Source organism: Lederbergia galactosidilytica (assembly GCF_017873565.1).
GTDB lineage: Bacteria > Bacillota > Bacilli > Bacillales > Bacillaceae_C > Lederbergia > Lederbergia galactosidilytica.
Genome location: NZ_JAGGKH010000028.1, coordinates 18,390 through 35,932 on the forward strand (window position 1 = coordinate 18,390; position 17,543 = coordinate 35,932).

30 protein-coding genes are annotated in these 17,543 nt (G+C 37.1%); 1 reads left to right on the top strand and 29 read right to left on the bottom strand.

What is annotated here, in order from left to right:
* Nucleotides 1-75: 75 nt before the first annotated feature.
* The 9 genes from J2Z23_RS20280 to J2Z23_RS20320 all read right to left on the bottom strand — a co-directional run bounded on the left by J2Z23_RS20280 (nucleotide 76) and on the right by J2Z23_RS20320 (nucleotide 5,522).
* Nucleotides 76-714, bottom strand: coding sequence for a major tail protein (locus J2Z23_RS20280; protein ID WP_209975025.1), 639 nt, complete (start codon nucleotides 712-714; stop codon nucleotides 76-78).
* Between the two features lie 5 nt (nucleotides 715-719).
* Complete coding sequence (locus J2Z23_RS20285; RefSeq protein WP_274387292.1) at nucleotides 720-1,094, bottom strand: HK97-gp10 family putative phage morphogenesis protein; 375 nt, start codon at nucleotides 1,092-1,094, stop codon at nucleotides 720-722.
* A gap of 147 nt (nucleotides 1,095-1,241) precedes the next feature.
* Nucleotides 1,242-1,571, bottom strand: coding sequence for a hypothetical protein (locus J2Z23_RS20290; protein WP_209975027.1), 330 nt, complete (start codon nucleotides 1,569-1,571; stop codon nucleotides 1,242-1,244).
* Entirely contained in the window at nucleotides 1,561-1,911 is a 351-nt protein-coding gene (locus J2Z23_RS20295; protein ID WP_209975029.1) for a hypothetical protein, read from the bottom strand. The genes J2Z23_RS20290 and J2Z23_RS20295 overlap by 11 nt, the downstream gene beginning before the upstream one ends.
* Nucleotides 1,874-2,152 (bottom strand): phage gp6-like head-tail connector protein, encoded by a 279-nt coding sequence (locus tag J2Z23_RS20300; protein ID WP_209975031.1) that lies wholly within the window; start codon nucleotides 2,150-2,152, stop codon nucleotides 1,874-1,876. Before J2Z23_RS20300 ends, J2Z23_RS20295 begins: the two co-directional genes overlap by 38 nt.
* 1 nt (nucleotide 2,153) lies before the next feature.
* On the bottom strand, nucleotides 2,154-2,417 hold the full coding sequence (locus tag J2Z23_RS20305) for a fibronectin type III domain-containing protein (RefSeq protein ID WP_209975033.1): 264 nt from the start codon (nucleotides 2,415-2,417) through the stop codon (nucleotides 2,154-2,156).
* A 90-nt stretch (nucleotides 2,418-2,507) separates the two neighbouring features.
* Nucleotides 2,508-3,833, bottom strand: coding sequence for a phage major capsid protein (locus J2Z23_RS20310; RefSeq protein WP_209975035.1), 1,326 nt, complete (start codon nucleotides 3,831-3,833; stop codon nucleotides 2,508-2,510).
* Nucleotides 3,830-4,414: an HK97 family phage prohead protease gene (locus J2Z23_RS20315; protein ID WP_209975037.1), complete on the bottom strand. Its 585-nt coding sequence runs from the start codon at nucleotides 4,412-4,414 to the stop codon at nucleotides 3,830-3,832. The genes J2Z23_RS20310 and J2Z23_RS20315 overlap by 4 nt, the downstream gene beginning before the upstream one ends.
* A complete protein-coding gene (locus J2Z23_RS20320; RefSeq protein WP_420798649.1) occupies nucleotides 4,377-5,522 on the bottom strand; it encodes a phage portal protein in 1,146 nt (381 codons plus the stop codon). The genes J2Z23_RS20315 and J2Z23_RS20320 overlap by 38 nt, the downstream gene beginning before the upstream one ends.
* 143 nt (nucleotides 5,523-5,665) lie before the next feature.
* Here J2Z23_RS20320 and J2Z23_RS20325 point away from each other — a divergent pair, with 143 nt between their 5' ends.
* Nucleotides 5,666-6,619, top strand: a complete 954-nt coding sequence (locus J2Z23_RS20325) for a toll/interleukin-1 receptor domain-containing protein (RefSeq protein ID WP_209975042.1) — start codon at nucleotides 5,666-5,668, stop codon at nucleotides 6,617-6,619.
* Nucleotides 6,620-6,632: 13 nt separating this feature from the next.
* On the opposite strand, the gene J2Z23_RS20330 is transcribed toward J2Z23_RS20325, so the two are convergent.
* From J2Z23_RS20330 to J2Z23_RS20415, 20 genes are all read right to left on the bottom strand, one after another.
* Entirely contained in the window at nucleotides 6,633-8,360 is a 1,728-nt protein-coding gene (locus tag J2Z23_RS20330; protein ID WP_338018453.1) for a terminase large subunit, read from the bottom strand.
* Between the two features lie 5 nt (nucleotides 8,361-8,365).
* Complete coding sequence (locus J2Z23_RS20335) at nucleotides 8,366-8,809, bottom strand: P27 family phage terminase small subunit (protein WP_209975043.1); 444 nt, start codon at nucleotides 8,807-8,809, stop codon at nucleotides 8,366-8,368.
* 102 nt (nucleotides 8,810-8,911) lie between these two features.
* Nucleotides 8,912-9,286, bottom strand: coding sequence for an HNH endonuclease (locus tag J2Z23_RS20340; protein ID WP_209975045.1), 375 nt, complete (start codon nucleotides 9,284-9,286; stop codon nucleotides 8,912-8,914).
* Nucleotides 9,283-9,615 (bottom strand): hypothetical protein, encoded by a 333-nt coding sequence (locus tag J2Z23_RS20345; protein ID WP_209975047.1) that lies wholly within the window; start codon nucleotides 9,613-9,615, stop codon nucleotides 9,283-9,285. Before J2Z23_RS20345 ends, J2Z23_RS20340 begins: the two co-directional genes overlap by 4 nt.
* A gap of 380 nt (nucleotides 9,616-9,995) precedes the next feature.
* A complete protein-coding gene (locus tag J2Z23_RS20350; RefSeq protein ID WP_209975049.1) occupies nucleotides 9,996-10,538 on the bottom strand; it encodes a site-specific integrase in 543 nt (180 codons plus the stop codon).
* Entirely contained in the window at nucleotides 10,535-10,987 is a 453-nt protein-coding gene (locus J2Z23_RS20355; RefSeq protein WP_209975051.1) for an ArpU family phage packaging/lysis transcriptional regulator, read from the bottom strand. The genes J2Z23_RS20350 and J2Z23_RS20355 overlap by 4 nt, the downstream gene beginning before the upstream one ends.
* A 17-nt stretch (nucleotides 10,988-11,004) precedes the next feature.
* Complete coding sequence (locus J2Z23_RS20360) at nucleotides 11,005-11,187, bottom strand: hypothetical protein (RefSeq protein ID WP_209975053.1); 183 nt, start codon at nucleotides 11,185-11,187, stop codon at nucleotides 11,005-11,007.
* Between the two features lie 251 nt (nucleotides 11,188-11,438).
* Nucleotides 11,439-11,624, bottom strand: a complete 186-nt coding sequence (locus J2Z23_RS20365) for a DUF3954 domain-containing protein (RefSeq protein ID WP_209975055.1) — start codon at nucleotides 11,622-11,624, stop codon at nucleotides 11,439-11,441.
* Between the two features lie 60 nt (nucleotides 11,625-11,684).
* Complete coding sequence (locus J2Z23_RS22875; RefSeq protein WP_476629906.1) at nucleotides 11,685-11,804, bottom strand: FmdB family zinc ribbon protein; 120 nt, start codon at nucleotides 11,802-11,804, stop codon at nucleotides 11,685-11,687.
* Complete coding sequence (locus J2Z23_RS22675) at nucleotides 11,805-11,936, bottom strand: hypothetical protein (protein ID WP_274387293.1); 132 nt, start codon at nucleotides 11,934-11,936, stop codon at nucleotides 11,805-11,807. It abuts the gene before it with no gap.
* Complete coding sequence (locus J2Z23_RS20370; protein ID WP_209975057.1) at nucleotides 11,933-12,235, bottom strand: hypothetical protein; 303 nt, start codon at nucleotides 12,233-12,235, stop codon at nucleotides 11,933-11,935. The genes J2Z23_RS22675 and J2Z23_RS20370 overlap by 4 nt, the downstream gene beginning before the upstream one ends.
* A gap of 41 nt (nucleotides 12,236-12,276) precedes the next feature.
* Nucleotides 12,277-12,519: a hypothetical protein gene (locus J2Z23_RS20375; protein ID WP_209975058.1), complete on the bottom strand. Its 243-nt coding sequence runs from the start codon at nucleotides 12,517-12,519 to the stop codon at nucleotides 12,277-12,279.
* 35 nt (nucleotides 12,520-12,554) lie between these two features.
* The gene (locus J2Z23_RS20380) at nucleotides 12,555-12,782 is read right to left on the bottom strand and encodes a hypothetical protein (RefSeq protein ID WP_209975061.1); all 228 of its coding nucleotides are present in this window, start codon (nucleotides 12,780-12,782) and stop codon (nucleotides 12,555-12,557) included.
* Between the two features lie 33 nt (nucleotides 12,783-12,815).
* Nucleotides 12,816-12,998 (bottom strand): hypothetical protein, encoded by a 183-nt coding sequence (locus J2Z23_RS20385; protein WP_209975063.1) that lies wholly within the window; start codon nucleotides 12,996-12,998, stop codon nucleotides 12,816-12,818.
* 137 nt (nucleotides 12,999-13,135) lie between these two features.
* Entirely contained in the window at nucleotides 13,136-13,810 is a 675-nt protein-coding gene (locus J2Z23_RS20390) for a dUTP diphosphatase (RefSeq protein ID WP_209975065.1), read from the bottom strand.
* A 139-nt stretch (nucleotides 13,811-13,949) separates the two neighbouring features.
* Nucleotides 13,950-14,657, bottom strand: a complete 708-nt coding sequence (locus J2Z23_RS20395) for a hypothetical protein (protein WP_209975068.1) — start codon at nucleotides 14,655-14,657, stop codon at nucleotides 13,950-13,952.
* A 17-nt stretch (nucleotides 14,658-14,674) separates the two neighbouring features.
* The gene (locus tag J2Z23_RS20400; RefSeq protein ID WP_209975070.1) at nucleotides 14,675-15,049 is read right to left on the bottom strand and encodes a replication terminator protein; all 375 of its coding nucleotides are present in this window, start codon (nucleotides 15,047-15,049) and stop codon (nucleotides 14,675-14,677) included.
* A gap of 13 nt (nucleotides 15,050-15,062) precedes the next feature.
* Nucleotides 15,063-15,491, bottom strand: a complete 429-nt coding sequence (locus tag J2Z23_RS20405; RefSeq protein WP_209975072.1) for a hypothetical protein — start codon at nucleotides 15,489-15,491, stop codon at nucleotides 15,063-15,065.
* A complete protein-coding gene (locus J2Z23_RS20410) occupies nucleotides 15,466-16,719 on the bottom strand; it encodes a replicative DNA helicase (protein WP_238482875.1) in 1,254 nt (417 codons plus the stop codon). The genes J2Z23_RS20405 and J2Z23_RS20410 overlap by 26 nt, the downstream gene beginning before the upstream one ends.
* On the bottom strand, nucleotides 16,716-17,462 hold the full coding sequence (locus tag J2Z23_RS20415; RefSeq protein WP_209975076.1) for a conserved phage C-terminal domain-containing protein: 747 nt from the start codon (nucleotides 17,460-17,462) through the stop codon (nucleotides 16,716-16,718). Before J2Z23_RS20415 ends, J2Z23_RS20410 begins: the two co-directional genes overlap by 4 nt.
* Nucleotides 17,463-17,543 lie beyond the last annotated feature (81 nt).

Here is a 17,543-nt window from a genome sequence, read left to right on the forward strand (position 1 = left end):
ATTAGCCCTGTTTAGTCCCAAGTTAATGTTGCATTTTCATCAGTGATATTACTGGCAACTAAATTTACGGGCTTGTTAGGGTGTAGATCCTTCTTCTGGTGCGGTTAGCAGATCAAGTTGTGATTCATCAGCGATTACTTGTTTCATGAATTGTTCTGCAGTAATTCCAAGGGCACTATCACGCACCTCCGAAAAATCAGCTACAGTAACGTTGTTATAAAGCAATGGTGTAGCATTGAATGTTGCAGATACATCAGGTACTTCTGATTCCTCTGTTGATGTTGCAAAAGTTTCTTCTGCAGGTGTCTTTTGTACCCTTGGATACCAACGAGCAATCCGAGAACCATCAGATAGTTTTGCAGTGAATCCCATCGCAAACATTGGGTATTCTTTTACATCGGCCGTTTCAAAAGAAACTCCTTTTTCCGGTGTAACACCGTCAATTTTATCTTTGACTTCCTGTGGCAATGCAACATGAGTTAAATTCAAAGTAAAGTTAGAATTTTTACTCGCATTTACAAACATTTTTCCTGATGCCCACTTTGTGACGGTAGTAATGTTCCCTGCAATCCCTAACTCTGTAATATTGTCCATTTGGTAAATATCCGGATCATATGTTGGAATGGCATCACGACTGTCTTTTCCATCAGTCATAAAAGCCATATAAAGTGATTCGATAGTTACTACGTATAATAATTCTTTGGCTTTTGGCATTTATATCACTCCATTTTCTTAATTATTTTGTCGGCCATCATATTGGCCACTTTTTCGTTTTCGGCATCCCATGTGTTTTGAACAAAGTGAGCACCTTTGATACGCCCTCGGCCACCGCGTTTTCTATGACCATGTTCAGCAAGGTGCCAATACCAAGATTCATCATCAAAAATGACTTGAACTTTATCACCTTTAACAACTACTTTGAGTGTATCTATTAGGTGCTTCTTATTGCGTGCTGTTCTAGGTATTTTAGGTTTTAATTGTTTGGCAAAATATTCAGCTGCTTCTTCTAACACATCTAGTGTTACTTTCTCGTCCACCTTAAGAAGTGTTTTCATCTCTTTGAGCATATCGGCAAAGCCGTTGTTGTTTTGCAATGTATCACTCCCAAATGAAACGCCAATTACGCGAATGTCTCCAAATGTTTTTCAATGATTTATTTCTACCATAGGCCACCCTAAATGTAGCCATTGGAATTCCCAAAACTTTTAATTTCCAAAACAAATATAAAAATCTTCGTACTCTCACTGTACACACCTCACATTGGTAATAAATTGCGTTATGGTATCGTCATTTTCGTCAAAAGGTATGCCGAAAAACATATCATACGAAACCCCATACTTATTAAAGACTTCTTTTAAAGGCTCATAGTCGCTTTCTGTTCCAGCTGTGATAACAGCAATCTGATAGAGTGGTAACGACTTAATAACTTTATTAGAGACCCTCTTATGTGTCTCATTGACATATTCATAGACAATGTATGGATATTCGGCCGTAGTAGGTGCACCATCCCGATGCACTGGTATACCGGATTCTTTCATGATGTCTCTTAACTGTTGAAGACTAATTTGCATAGGAAAGTGACACCTCCATGATCCGATCCTCTTCACGTACATAAGTACGTCCAATGTTGTAAATGCGATCACGTATTTTTATACGATAATCTTTACGGTTGTCCTCAATCTTTCTATCAATACGGACTTCGATTTTCTTAACAATTTTATCTGTGTCACGTTCGACAAATGCATTATCAGTAACAGTGACACCAATGTTGTTATATTTAATTTCACGGTCCGGCAGATAATCAATCTTGATACGATCATTTTCAGGATCCGTATATTCACCTAGCTTAAGTAGATCAGCAGTCCATTTGAGCTTATTCGTTTGTCTCCTCTGATAAGATCTCCTCGCCATCGTCAAACACCTCCTGGACAATGAAAGGTGTAATCGCATCTAATGCCTGTTCCAATTCATAATCAGACACACGGTAATCATACATAATGCCAGCAACCATAATGACCAGATATTCTGATTGCCCACCAGTAGCTCTTTTTACATATTTTTTTGCTGTTTCAATATAAAAAGGAAGGTTGGACTCATCCATACCTTCCTCCCAATGAATATGTGATTTTAATTTTGCTGTTAGATCATCCATATTAATTCCAACCTAAATCAACGGTTGTATCGGTGTTACCAGTGCTAGATAATCCCCCAGGCTCCTCTGGTGGCTCATGTGGTTCATCTGTAGTCACTGTGACAGTGTTACTTGGTCCAGATTCTCCATGTTCATTTTCTGCAGTCACGTGGTATTCGTATGCTGTTGCAGGGATTAAATCACTATCTGTATACGTTTTGCTAGTCAAACCACTAGCAACTTTAGTGCCATCGCGATAAACATTATAAGTAGATGCCAATTTCATCATCCTTTCTTTTTATTAAAATACAAGCCCTAATCCCAAGTTAATGTGATGGACGTGTCTGTATTTGTCACATTGAAATTTGCGGGCTCGTTAGGGTGTATCAGGAGTAATTTCATATTTATAAATAGGTGGCTCAAATGGGCTATAGACCAATTGAGCATCTAATAGATTCCAAATTCTAAAACCGACACGGTTGGTACGTGAGAAAAGTTCAACAAGTTTCTGTACTTCTAGGGATCCAATAACGTCCTGAATACGGAATTGTTTGAAGTCGCCAAAGTAGAACACTGGTACCGATGGATCAGCTCCATCAATGGCATCTTCTTCTTCAACTAAATAACCAAGTAATTTATAGTTACATCCTTCAACAGGAGCATCAAGTGGACGTAACAGTGGGAATCCATCATCAGTTTTCATTTTTTCAATAGCAGTCAATGCTGCAGTGTTTAATACCCACCGTGCTTTTTTACGTATTTCCTTAACTGGTGTGTTTTTCATTTCAACTAGTGCGTCATATAACGATTGACCAGAAGTCAAATCAACTGTACCAGTTGGAGTGAATTCAATTGCCTTTTTAGACAATGCGCCATCATTTACATTATCCGTTTCATTACCGTGAGTCATGTACTGAATCTCTTTACGGACGTATGCCTTTTTAAGCTCGTCCATAACAATTTGCTCAATCGGTAAACCAGTTCGAGCAAGAAGCTTTTTAGTTACGGTCGCCAACGCATCAAATTCTGTTGGTTCAAGTTCGATTACATCGAATTCAATATCCGTTTCAGGCATATCCGTAGTACGTTCTTCTTTATGCCCTTGCGCTTCTGCTTTCTTAACAAGTACAGGGTATTTGATATTCTCTTTAGTAGTTACACGAGTTCCCAAACGACGTAAGAAGTTTTCTTCCTGAGCATACGTGATAATTTCTTTTGCCATAAAATCCGGAACGGTAACAGCACCATTTCCACTAACAAGACCTAAAGAACGTGCTTCTTTATCGTCAATATTCCCAACAATATAATTAGCAAATGCTGAACGGATTTCATTTTCTTTTGTTTTGGTGGATTTATGGCCACGGGTGGAAAGACCTTTGCCAATAGCGCCTAACACTTTGTCACGCTGTTCTTGGGAAATTCCTTTCTTTCTTTCTTCGTCCTCTTCATCGTCGTCATCCTCGTCTTTGTCGTCCTTATCGTCATCACCAGAACGATCTTCGCCTTCTCCCTCATCTCCCTCTTCCGGCATATTTGCAAGGGTATCTGCAATGTCTTGCTGTTCTTGCGTTAGATCATCTACTTCTGTCTGAACGGATTCCAAATCTTCCTCACGAACTTCATTCTTTTCTAACTTTCCGCGTAACTCTTCCAATCTAGCCTTATTTCGTTTTTGTAGAGCCAACAATAATTTTCTATTCATTTGAGCACCTCATTTATTTGTTTTATTAATTTAATCCGTCTTTCAACGGTTTTATCAATTTCTTTACTGCGGACAAGAGCAGCTTCTGTGTCCTCGTATGCAGGTAGGCTTACAATGGACACTTCATATAGTTCAACCTCTTCCAAGGTTCGTAAAGCAGGTTCCTGTGAGTAATCCCATCTTTCTTTTCCTTCATCAACAAAAAAACCAAAACTACATTGATCGATGTCACCACGTTCCATACTTTCTGCCAAATCTCTAGCATAAGACGTGTTGGGTAATTCAATTTCAAAATTTAGACCTTTTTCATCTTCCCTTAATGTCATAGTGTTGGCTTTAGTTCTGCCAATCACTTTATCCCAATCATGATTTACCAGTGCTCGGATATCGGCATTTTTAGCTGATATGGATCTGTCAAAAGCACCAGGAGAAATAATTTCATCAAAGAAATCACCAATTGATGTGCGACTATTAAAAATGGCAGCATAACCATTTATTTTAATTGGTTCATTCTCTTTATTCCTTGTTTGGATGTTGGTGATGTCAACTGTCCTTTTCTCCATCTTTTTGCTGATCGTCATCACCCCCTTTAAGTGAATCATCAGTTGCTTTTTTCTCACCAATTTTGGACAAATCATTAGAAATGTAGATTGCTTGTGTTTCAGGTGTATTTTGTTTCTCAAATCCAAGCATATCGGCAACATTATCCGGGGAAGTGATACCAGTACGAACGATATTGTATCCAATATTCGTTTTGGTACTGTAGGTAACAAAATCAAGTACATTAATCTTGAATTTAATTCGTTTTTTCGAATTTTGGCCATAAAAAAGAAGACTCAAATGGTCTTCAAAGTTTTTCATTATCGGACGTACCGCCTTGTTATGGAGATACATCATGGCCTTTTCAAAATCAACTTTGATTAATGCCTGGTACGTGTCCACATTAATACTTAAGAACTTGCCTAAATCCTTTTTATAGACATTCAAATAGGAAAGTATCTTTTCGTCTTCCACAGGGCTTTTCATGGCTTCAATTTGGTAACCCTTGCCTAACGGAATCATTTTAACGGATCTCGAATCATCAATTTGTTCCAACTGGTCTAAAATGGCTTTAATCAATTTAGACTGCGCTCCATTTGCAGGATTAATATGAGCGTCTAATTTAAGCAAGAAGGCGAGTAAGCCACCCTTAGTGTATTTGTCTGTCAAAACCTTTTCAGCGCTCATAACGCCTTCTAGCGTGTTTCTACCAAGATCTAATAGACCAACACCTTTTAAATGGTTCGTACCAATATTTTTAATATGACGAATCATATCAGGTGGAATCTCAACACTACCAATCTTAAAATGCTCAACTAGGTTTTTATACAATTCCGTAGAGACACCTGCAGCTAAATGAATTTGCTTGTCATTTAACAAAGGAAAAACTTCTCCACGTAATAGATAGGTATTGGTCATCAATTTGATAAACTCTGATTGTGTCAGGTAGCTGTTAGGATTCTTTAGCGTTTTAATTGCTGGATCATTACGGATTTCGTTGCCATCTTCATCTTCAACTACAATATCTGCCAACATCATTTGGTTGGATATATCTTGAAGCAATTCATAAACATCACTTGATTCTAGTATGTTTCCTTCGGTTGCAAAAACAGAAGAAAAACGAACAGAACCACCAATACTTTCTTTCATGCGCTTTTCTAAACGATTGTAAACAAAGTTAGAAAACCTCGTTCTAAATCCCAATTAATCACCGCCTTTCTAGTATTCTAAAATCTGTTGTTTAAGTCCCCTTTATTAGATATACTCTAATTATTATAGAGGGAGGATAAATAATGAAAACAGAAATTACAGCTTTTATTTCATACTCTTGGGAATCAGAAGAAGTAATAAGTTTTGCCAATTGGCTTGCTAATTTTATTGAAAAATATAATATAAAGGTTAATTTGGACCAATTAGATGTTTTTCCAGGAAGCAACTTACAGAAATTTATGGAACAAGGACTTAATAAAAGTAGATATATTCTCCCTATTGTTACTGAATCATATAAGAATAAAATGGATGACCCTAAAACAGGTGTTGGTACAGAAGTGGCACTCATAAAGAGTCTACAGACAAATCCTTATATTATTCCCATAGTACATAGTGAAAAAACAATTGATTTCCCTGAAATATTTGAAGGGAAATTTGCTACAAAAGTTGATATGTCTAATCCAACTTCTATTAAAAACAAGGATGAACTCTATAAATTAATTTCAGTTATTGCTGATAACGAAGGAATATTACCTACTTCAGTTAATTCACCAATAGAAAAATATGGTGTAACTGCAATGCAACTAAAATTATACTCAACTATTTTTGGCAATATGCAATTTGACACTAAACTTCAAGATTCTGTTAAATTTTATTATGCAAATAATGATGGCGATTTTTACTTTGGCAAAGAAAAAATGTCCTTTACAACACATTGGTCAACTCGTGGAAGGGATTCAATATACTCATACAATAAAGTACAAACCTTTTGTAAAATACCAGCACTTAATGATCTTGATAAAATAAAACAAATATCGGATATTCAAAAGTTCTCCCAGGATAATTTTAAATGGGATGGTACGTTCTATATAGGTGATGGTCTACTTTGGATTAACAAACATGATATAGTTGCAATTGGATTAGTAAAGAATATTTTTAAAGATCAGGATAATGAAATTAATTGTTTTGTTGAATTTGAGTATAAAATCTTAAATCCAATAGAAAATGAAAGTATTTTCGAAGAGGCTAGGGTATAACTAGTCTCTTTCTTTATCTATAAATTTCTTCAATCAATTCATCCATTCCCTCATCATTAACCTCATCCATATGGAACATTGTTTCTTTATGGGCAACTAAAAAAGCAACATATCCATCAATTTTCTTTTTGGACTGTCGCTTTGAAGGTGCCTTCATGCCGTTGATATTTTTAACTACAACGACATTCAAGGTGCAATATATGAATAATGGGTTATCTGTGAACAAACGCCCTTCATAGATTAATAGTTCGGAATCATCCACCATAGCATTCATAACATTTGGATACTGGTTAACGGCCACACATTCTAGACCAATGTTTTCGATCTTCTCAATCAGTTTTTCTGACATAGCCGGGTCATAGTTAATCTGCTGCACATCATAAAGTTCAATACACTCCACGATATATTCATAGACTTGATCTTGATCGATCATTTTGCCATCACAAAATTGGACAAATCCTTTTTCCGCTAAGTCAGTATAAGGTACGTTGTCCTCTTTTTCTCGTGTGTCAATATTTTCAGTTGGAATGAAGTACATTTGCTTAACTTTAAGTATTGATCTACCCTCTTCATCATGCGTGGGGAAATTGAGACTCACGCATGTTAAGTCAGTCGTCTTAGATAAATCCAATCCAATGTAACAAGTTAATCCTTCCAGATCTCCAAGATCATCCACTAAAATATGTTCCACTTGATCTTGTTCAAAATAGTTTTCCGCAGCATTAACAAACACATTTAAATGCTTGGATAGAAACTCAGCCTTTTTATGGGCGGATCGAGCAGCAGTAATGAACTCAGTTTCCAATGCACTCATAGTAACGGAAATACCGATGTTAGGATTGACCATTGCCCAAACTTTTCGGTCTGTCCAATCATATCCTTTGTTCGGCTCATAGATCATAACAAAGGATGAATCATTGTCATCATTTTTCAAAACTTCTTTGGCTTCACGATAAACGCGCATTCCAACAGAGGATGAACCTTTTCCTGCAGTAGAAATATTAAACATGAGTGGTTCTGGTCTGTTGATTTGGGCAGATTTAAAGTTATCGTATTGTTCCATCTTTTCTTGAGCATGCAGCTCATCATTTAGAACAAAGTGTGGGTTAGAACCCTCAATAAAACCAATGTTCTTCGTGACAGCCATAAATGTATTTTGATAGGCAAGATCATCATGAATATAATCGTAAGTAACTGACGAAACAGTACCTTTTGGGCCTTTATAAATTGTACTATCTTCCATCAATGCTTCATGATTCAATATTGTAGATGCAAAAGGCTTGGCTGCATATTGCGCTTGAGTAAAATCACTTGCACAAGCATAACAATCAGCACCAAGAACACCTTCGCCATACATGGCATAACCAAGACCACCGACCGCCAATAATGTTTTACCATTCTTTTTAGGAACCTGAATATATGCTTCACGAATAACACGGACAATATCGCCCTTTTCGTTTTCATGTACCCAACCATAAATATTGGAAAAGATGAATTTTTGCCAATCCTCTAATATAAGTGGTTGTCCAGCCAAATCCCCCTTAACATGACGAATAAATGTCTGGACCCAATCCATCATTTCATTAGCACGATCTACATCAAACCAAATGTCCTTACGCTTTTTCCATCTGTAATAACGATCTACAGCTAATTTAATTGTATCGGGGTATTTCTTAGGACTTCGCCTTACTTTTCTAGCGTAAACATCAGCATAATTTACGCCACGTTTGATTTCTGTCACATAAATCAGCCACCTGCCTTACTGCGCCACTTATTTCTATGCGCATCCAATTGACTTACTTTCTTTTCTGGTTTCTCCATCTTTTCATCTTTACGAACAGAAGAACCACCAGTAACTCCATTGCCATTTTTCCCTTTATTGGTAAGGCCCAATAAATCAAGTGCTTTCGTTTTCTTTTCGGACCAAGTTTCCACCTGTTGGGCCAATGGATGTTTGGAATTATTGGTTGCTCCGGCCTTATTCGTATGCCTTTGAGTAGATGGGAAACCTTTATCTTTCCATTCTATAAACATGGTTTGATAGATTTCAAAAATATCAAGATAGGATTCAATCAAAGGGTCTAGTGTTTTCGTGTAAATGTCCGCTTCAAGCATGATTTTAAGGATCCTATCTTTCTCAGCTTCCGTCTTTTCAACAACGATTTTTCTACGTTCTTTTTTAGTGGACAATTTACACCCCCCTTTATTTTTTTAAAATTTTGTCCAACGATGCGTTTACCTCCCCTGCTACCTATCTCCCCGCCCATATAAAAAAATTATTTTGTAGGGGGGCTATCCGAAATACGAAGGGAAAACAGTCCTTTTCTTATCCTCATTTTCTTCAATTGTGTGACATTGTGGGCATAAAAGTCTTAAATTGTTAGGATCCAGTTTCAATGTCTCATCTTCACTGATTGGAATGACATGATGGACATGAGCACGTCTACCAAAGACAAACTTCTTGCACCTTTGACAGTAGCCGCGTTCTCTTTCATATACAAACGAGCGCATAGACTCCCACGCTTTTGAATTGTAAAATGATTTGTTCTTACTATGGTAGATTTCTTTCTTACTTCGCTTGTGCTTTGGTTTCTTGCGCTTGTGCTCATCACAGTAATAGCCAGTACTTATCTTATTGGAGCAGCCATTAAAGCCACAGTACTTCATTGTTCATCATCAGCATCTAATGCTTCCTGAATCCTTTTGCGAATGGTCTCTTCTTTCTTCACATTGAAAGGCAATTCAATATCATTATCTTTTGCAAAGGCTCGTAGCTGATCAGCATTCATTTCATCTAAACTTTGGGTATCAATTACCTCACCATTGATAGATGTTAAATCAGGACCAGTTGTTAGATCAACGCCACTTATCATTGATTCAGGATCTTTAGTAACATCAAACTTTGGCTTCTCACCTTTTGTGACAAATACTATCTTCTTAGCTTTTGTATCCCAATACTCCGTACCGGATATTGTTTTACGAATTGGTACTTTCATAGGTTATCCTCTCCCTTTAATGAAATATAAAAAGACACCCGAGTAACCAGTGCCTTGGTATCCGTGTTTCTATATTTTTTGATACTACTATCTTAACACCGTAAATACGGAAAATCCTGCCATCATCCTGCCAAAAGTCTGCCATTTTTCTGCCACTTGATATTTCACCTATTAATTACAGTTATCCATATCTTATAAACTGGGTAACTTACACAAAGGCTGAAAGCCTTGATACCACTATTCCAATTGCATTTCCTTAAAATGAGTTACACATTCGTCTTTTATGGTTATCTAATAGGATTAATAAGACTCTTTAGATCAAGATGAACATATCTCGTTAGACAATAAAAAAGCCACCCAACAATAAAGTTAGGTGGTAATTATATCTTGAAGTCTTTCAGAGCCCTGTCCATTGAGTCCTGGTTGATTCCAATGTATCTTAAGGTGATCTTCTCCTCACTGTGATTAAAGATCTCCTGAAGCAAAGCTACGTCTTTATACTTTATATAGAAATGATACCCGAATGTCTTTCTTAGCGTATGTGTGCCTATCCCATCCAATCCTACGTAGTCTGCTGCTTCTCTTAATATCTTATATGCCATACTCCTGCCAATCGGCTTATTCAGACCTTCACGGCTTTTAAACAGGTATTCATCATCTTCTCTATCCTCAATGTATCGCTTCAATTCTCTTTTTAGTCCTGGAGTCATAAGAATGCGTTTCTGCTTTTGTGTCTTTTGCTCCCTTAAATCAAAGTATGATTTCTTGGCATCCCTTACTCGAAGTGGCAAAATATCCGATATTCTCAATCCACTATTTATCCCAGTAACAAACAACATATAATTTCTTTCACTTTGCTGTCGAAGATACTTTTTCATTTCCGCGATCTGATCAGGATCCCGAATAGGGTGTACAAAGTTCATGCGCCTGCCTCCTCTTCTGCATATACTTCAATCCCAAGAGCAAAGGCCAATTTATAGAATGCTTTCGTTTTATATCGGTGATAGGTTCTTTCGCTCATATTAAGCTCGCTATACACCTCATAATCGAATACATCATCCTCAGTCATATATCTCATGATCAAGATGGCTCTTTCCTTATATCCCAAGCGATTAACAGCCAAAGTGATTCTTTTAATGTACTTTGTTCTTTCCAATTCATAATTTGCATTATTAACTGCAGCTTGTTCAGTGGAGGAATGAAATTCATTTGTATTAGTTGGTGGAACAAGTGAAAAGCTTTGTGTAACTTTGGGAAGCTGATTTAATTCTTGTGTGAGCAGCATGACTCTGTATCTTTCCAATGCGCCCTCCACTTCTTCTTTCGTGGCTTTACGATCTATTGCCGATAAATGAAAATCAAGCTGTTTCATAATCTCTAACCTCCCATTTATTTTTGGCGAATGGCGCCGCCTTTTCCTCTGCCATAAATTGGTCTGTCCATCCCCATAAGACTTTTCAATTCGGAATTTGAAAAACGCTCTTCTTTACGCTTCTTTTTAGCCTTTTCTTTCTTCACGGCCATATGGTCTTTCTTCCAAACTTTTAATTGATCTTTTAAACTACGGTTCATATTCTCACTTCCTTTTTTAAAAATAAAAAGGACACCAAACAACGTTTTAACGTCATTCAGTGTCCGTCGGTTCTTCCGTAAGGACTGTTATTTAGTTAAATATCTTATTATCACTGGTAAAATCACAATTAATGCTAAACATGAATAAGTTATCTTTTGATGCTTTAACATCGGATTCCAGATATATTTTTCAAATGGCCCCATTATCGGTTTGCAAATATAATCATCGTAAAAATTTCCAAACTTCTGCATCATATAACTTCCTGCCCTTCTATTCTCACTCGCTCGCTACGATCAATATCTAAGACAATCCCGTTTTTCCAAATAATTAAATCCTGCCCAAACTTTTTAGGAGTAACTTTAGTTTTTTTACCATTCTGTATAATATAAAGAGCATTTTCAGTTAAATTTATTTCCGCAATTTGATTTTCTTTCACCAGAACCCCTCCAATTTGTGGTAAAATTGAATTAGGCTGTCAGGAGAGATCCTGGCTTTTTTATTTGTCTTCGTGCTCAACGGCTTCTAGATATTTCCCACAATGCGGACATTTCTTTTTGGGAACAATTTCAAATTGTAATTCATTCACTTCACATTCCTCGCAGACATATTCGATCATTTAAAACATTCCCTTGTTTAAAATACGTTCCTCATATAAATCTTCTAATTCCGGTGTACTTTTTAATTGGAGAATGCTTTTATCAATGCCAGTACGTTTGGTTAATTCATGAATAAGTTCTTCTCTACTCATAAACGGACAAACCTTTCATTTTGATATTCATCTGCTGTAGAGATCAGCCAGTCAATATCCTCTGGTTTGATACAGCGCTCATATTCCCAGTTGCCTTTAATATCTTTTAATCTTTCATTCAAGGACCTTTCATCTCTTCCCTCTTGAATAAATTCCTCGTTGATCCAGCCTGTTGTATAATCATTTTTCAAAAGGTAATCCACTTGTTCGTTTAATGCGTCCATACGAATGTTAAGGACAATAAACCATTTGTTTCGATACTTTACCTGCTGCCCAATTTTGTATTTCAACTCGTGCATTTTTATTCACTCCTAATGTTGTTTTTTGTTCGGACTGTAAACTAATAAGTGATGTAACTTATAAGGGAATCTGCGAACGATAGTTTGTAAACACTCATTTTGTGCATTAACCAACTTATGTCTTTGCCGGATATATGAATTTTAAAAAACCCTTTAAATTCTTCATCCGATAATTCTAATCGGTGTTCATTTGCACATTCCTTCACCATATCAAAATGCCACTTTGTCTTTTCGTTGATTACTAATTCATCTTCAAGATGTTCATATTGAATTACGTATTTCATATTTTCACTCCTTCACAATTTGTTTCAATTGCACTCTATCCCCAGTGTCCATTGCGTTTCATAATTTCAATGACTTCATCTGCATAGGGTTCATCTGTATTAATGACAAGGTATGTGTTTTCTTTCTTGCCTTTCTTTTTCCTTTGCTTATTAATGGATTCTAAGGCGCACTCTAATTGCGTTCTTGCAAGTGCATCAGCGTCCCAAATATCGTTATCTTTTACAACTGTAAACTTCTTTTGTATGCCTTCTAGATTAGCCACTTACATTCTCCTTTCAATATGTCGCTTTTTGTGTCAACTCCGGCCAAACTTTTCCTTATACTTTTCATCCCACTTGGTTAACTTCCCTATAATTTCATGCAAGTTCTTTATTTGAGTTTTATTTAATGCTTCTACTGCAATGTCCATATTTATAATGACTTTTACACTTGTTTTACTTAATGCTTTTCTTTTGTTTCCTCCCATTGTGTCGTTCAACTCGCCTTCTCACGGGTATTCCATGCTTATTTACAATCTTTGTTTTATAACCATCCCGGATGAGCTCTTTTTTCTCCCATTTGGATAAATGGCCCGCGACGACAAGTGTTTGGCCGTCGCGGCGTTTGTAGAAAACTTCAATATCCATTTGCTTGTCTTTCGTGATTTACCTTATTTTTATCAAAATAGGCTTGTTCGATCTGATCTAACGTAAAGCCGAATCCATTAATTCCTAAGTTCAAAAAGCATAACCAAGCCATTCTGAAATCAAATTGATTAGATGGGAAACCGTACAACTTCTTAGACTTCTCAATTTCCTCCGATGAGTATATTTTTATATATGCGTTGCTTAGAAAGCATGTCATTTCCAGATAGTATCCGGTTAAGTCCCCTGTAAAATCACCTGGATCTAGTTGTTCCTCATAAATGTAAAGTGCATCATCCCAACCATTTTGAATGGCAATCGACAGGAAGAAGTGAACACCATCAACGAATTCTTCTAGAAGTGGATTTTCCTTTTCATTAATGCCTGTTCCGTCACAAGCCACACAAACTTCTTTGTTGCCTGTATATCGATTTCCACTAAAAAATCCTTCCCCTTTTCCCTGACAGTTAGAACATTTTCCACTTGTCCTTGGCGCTCGATCTTCTTTCCAATGCTTAAACCATCGGCCCTCATTAGCAAATTCCGCCAACTCAACTTGCAAAGCAACAAATGTATTTGGTACTAGATCCTTTCCTTCTAATCCTTTTTCTTTTCTAATACGCCCATCCAACGTCTTTTGCATTTTAATTAACTTTGCTAGATGCATGTTTTTCACTCCCAATCATTTTTTTAAAGCAGACCTGACAAAAACTACTCCGTTTCCGACTGTGTGTTTTTCCACATTGAAAGCAAGTTTTCATAATTAGGCTCCTTTCTATTGGAAGGGCCCTTTAAGAGCCCCTATTTTATGCAATGATTATGACTTTCCCATTTTCAATTTCTTCTCCAAGTGCTGCTTGTAAGTAGACTTCAATATTCTTCATTGCCTGAAGCTTCCACGCCCCGCCATCTGCTTCAAAAAGCGCACAGCTTGGACCGTTTATCATTCGGAAAATAAATTCGCTTTCTGGTTGATCTACCTCAACAAATGTGCGATAAGGTTTTAAAACAACTGGGTTAGGTACTTCCACTTGACCAACAGTTGCCACGCCTACTTTAGCTGTAACAGATTGACTCACACCGTTATCCCCGAAGGTTTTTACGTCCTCTTCTTTGATATTTCCAATGACTTTTAACATCACATCTCGATCATCATTTTTTACGAAACAAGACTGCAGCTTAATGTTAAATTTTTCGCTGTCATACCAATTGTCAAAATATATTTCTGGAATTAAGGCTTTAGCTTTTATAAAGTAATCTCTGTTTTTATCTGCGTTGATAGATGATTTAATTGTTACCTCGGTGGGACTAACAATGTGAACGATAACTGATTCAGAACTATCAAAATTAGACTTCAAATAACTAATAAGACTTGATAATGTGTTGACCTCAAATGGACGTAAGGTGGGTACTTCCACTAAATGCAGCTGCTTATCCGAAAAGGTTTGTCCATTTTCCCTATGAATCTCCGACTTTCCTAAACCGACAATGTACTCAATAGCTTGTTTAATCATTACTTAGCTTCCTCCTTTTATTGTCTAAAACTGTAAACTTTAGATCCTGTATCTTCTTTGATTTCACCAGTTTCCATATCTGCATATGTTTGACCTTTAATACCTGATTTCAGTTCTTGCCCCGTGACCTGGCCATTTTCGTCATGATCCATGATGATTTTGGACTCAAGCTTCTTGGCAGGAGCTAATCTAGTTTTAGCTTGAACACTTGCCAAAATGACGTCTCTTGCTTCATCAGCCGTTAGAGTGACTTCTAAGCTAATTTTCCTTTTCGTTGTTGGTTCAGTGTTTAGATCAGCTATATTTTCCAAAACACGTTGAAGCTCCAAGTTAAAGCGTTCTGAAACAGCCCCATCTGCGAATTCATTTAAATCAACAATTTGTTTTGACATGACAATCTTCCTTTCAATACTCTTTTTTATAAACACCCACAATGCACGGAAATTGTTTTTGTTCCTTTCGCCAATCTCGAAAATTTATGAATCTATTACCGACTGCCATCATATAATCTAGGGATAGCTCATGGCAGTTGAGTGGCTGCTTTCCGGTTCTAGAGAAAAAATATAACTTGGCATCTGCTGGGCTTCCAGCATAAACAAAGGCAAATGTGTTAACGGCATACTTGATGGAATATATTTTGATTTTGCTAAATCCTAAATAATTGCTCTGAATCATTTGATCTAGTTTTTCGGCATCGATCGGCATTCGTTCCAGCACCGAATCATCATCATTGGTACTGATCTTGCCCTCTTGAAGTAATAAAAGTATGTAATGGGCTAAAGTGGATTCTTCGTACTTGATCGCGTCCTCATACAGCTCGCGTATGGTAGGCATCTAGTATTTCTCCTGTAAATTCGTTATAGATTGTGGATACCGTTCCAATTGGACCGTTACGCTGCTTGGCTACGATAATTTCTAATTGTTTGTTATCGGAATCCTTGTCATAATACTTTTCCCGATATAGGAACATAACGACATCCGCATCCTGTTCAACACTTCCTGAATCCCTGATGTCTGATAGAAAAGGACGCTTATCTGCTCTTTCATCAACCTTTCTAGAAAGTTGAGATAATACAACTACCGGACAATTGAACTCCTTTGCCATGCCCTTAAGATCTCTAGAAATCTCTGTAACTTGAGCATTAGCATTTCCATTGTGGTGATGTAACGGGCGTATAAGAGTCATATAATCGATGATAAGGATTGGCTTTTTATCTGGGTATTGGTGCATCTGTTTTCTTGCCTTCGCTCTCATCTCTGCCACTGTTTGTCCAGCACCATCAAATATTTGTATGTTTGTTTCAGTAACACGGCCAACTATGTGTGACCAGTTCTCTTTTTGACTAGGAGTTAAACTCTTGTATGGATCGCGCATTTTCATTCGGTTAATCCCACCAGTGGAGGCAATTAATCGGTCAGTCAAACTTTTCTCTGGCATTTCCAGTGAAAAAATTAAGGGTAGGTGGTTGTTCCACCCGGCCTGCTTAGCAAAATGTAACATCACATCCGATTTCCCCATCGAGGGTCTTGCTGCCACTATGGTAAGTTCTCCGTTCTGGAAACCATTTGTCATATCATCTAGGCGCTTAATCCCTGTCAATACGCCTTTTGGCTGTGAAGTCTGTTTCCATGGAGCTTCAAACACTCTTACTAGTGCATCTGCTATGGAAGTGTGATCATCATCCCGAACTTCGTTGATTGCATCCAAACTTGATATGACCTTAGCAATCTCCCAATCTTCTTCTTTCGCAATCGAAAGAATGTTTTTCTTCTCGCGTTCTTTCCATGCATCCAGCACAAGCTGTTCATATTCTTCCACCTTTTGCGGATTAGCCAAACTGATCAAGTCGTTTATGTAGCTTGCTCCACCAAAGCTTTCCAAATTCGATTCGATTGATAGAGTAGCAATATCAACAGAATTTCCTTTCCCTACAAGGTTTTTCATGCTTGCAAATAAAGCAATGTGCCAAGCTTGTTCAAACTGACTAGCTTTCAATCCAGAATCATTAATCAAATAATTTTCCTTAAGCAACGTTCCTAGGTAAGCTTGTTCAACTTTCATTCCCAATCCTCCCCGGCATTTATGTCATATGAAAATGGTGCTGGACTACCTGGTCCCGGCGGATCCTTCTTGCCGACATCTTGATTTAAATAACTTTCGAATTTAGTTCCGAATAAAGTATCTGGTCTAAGGAATTTATTCATTTTTCCATCGTTTTTCCATTCGGTAACCTTGATATCAACTACCTTTTTAAAATCTTCAAGAGTGAAACCATCGTTCCAACGTGCCCTTATGTGTTTCCTAGTTGATTTCGTAGAATCTTTATAATTTTTATCAGCTGCGTGGTTGAGATAGGATACTATCTCGACATAAGGTATTAAAGAACTCTCTGTAGAACTCTCTGGTAATGGTTTGTTCATTTTGGACAGCCCTACTGTTCTTTTTGAACACATCGACTGTTCATTTTGAACAGATGGACTGTTCAGTCCTTTTAACATGTCGTAGTTGATCCGATACCACTTTGTTTTATCAATGGCGAGTTTATTAAAATTCGAAACAATAATATAATCAGCATTCTCTAATTTTGTAATAGTTCTACGAATAGTACTTATAGACCAAAACGGAAATTGTTTTTGCCAATCCTCATACGTGTTATAAACCCATTTGTGACCTTCTCTCGTTTTGCCGTTACTATTAACCCAATAATGGAGTTGTTGAATGATAATTGATTCATTTAGCCCCAGATGGATCGCTAGAGAAGGCAAAATGACTAAAGGGTGTTCATCAAAAAGTAACTTACTCATTTCATACACTTCCCCCTTTGTTGCACTCCACTACAGCATTTGCTATAATGGAGTTAGTATATTGAGCCCTGCAGTAAGTTG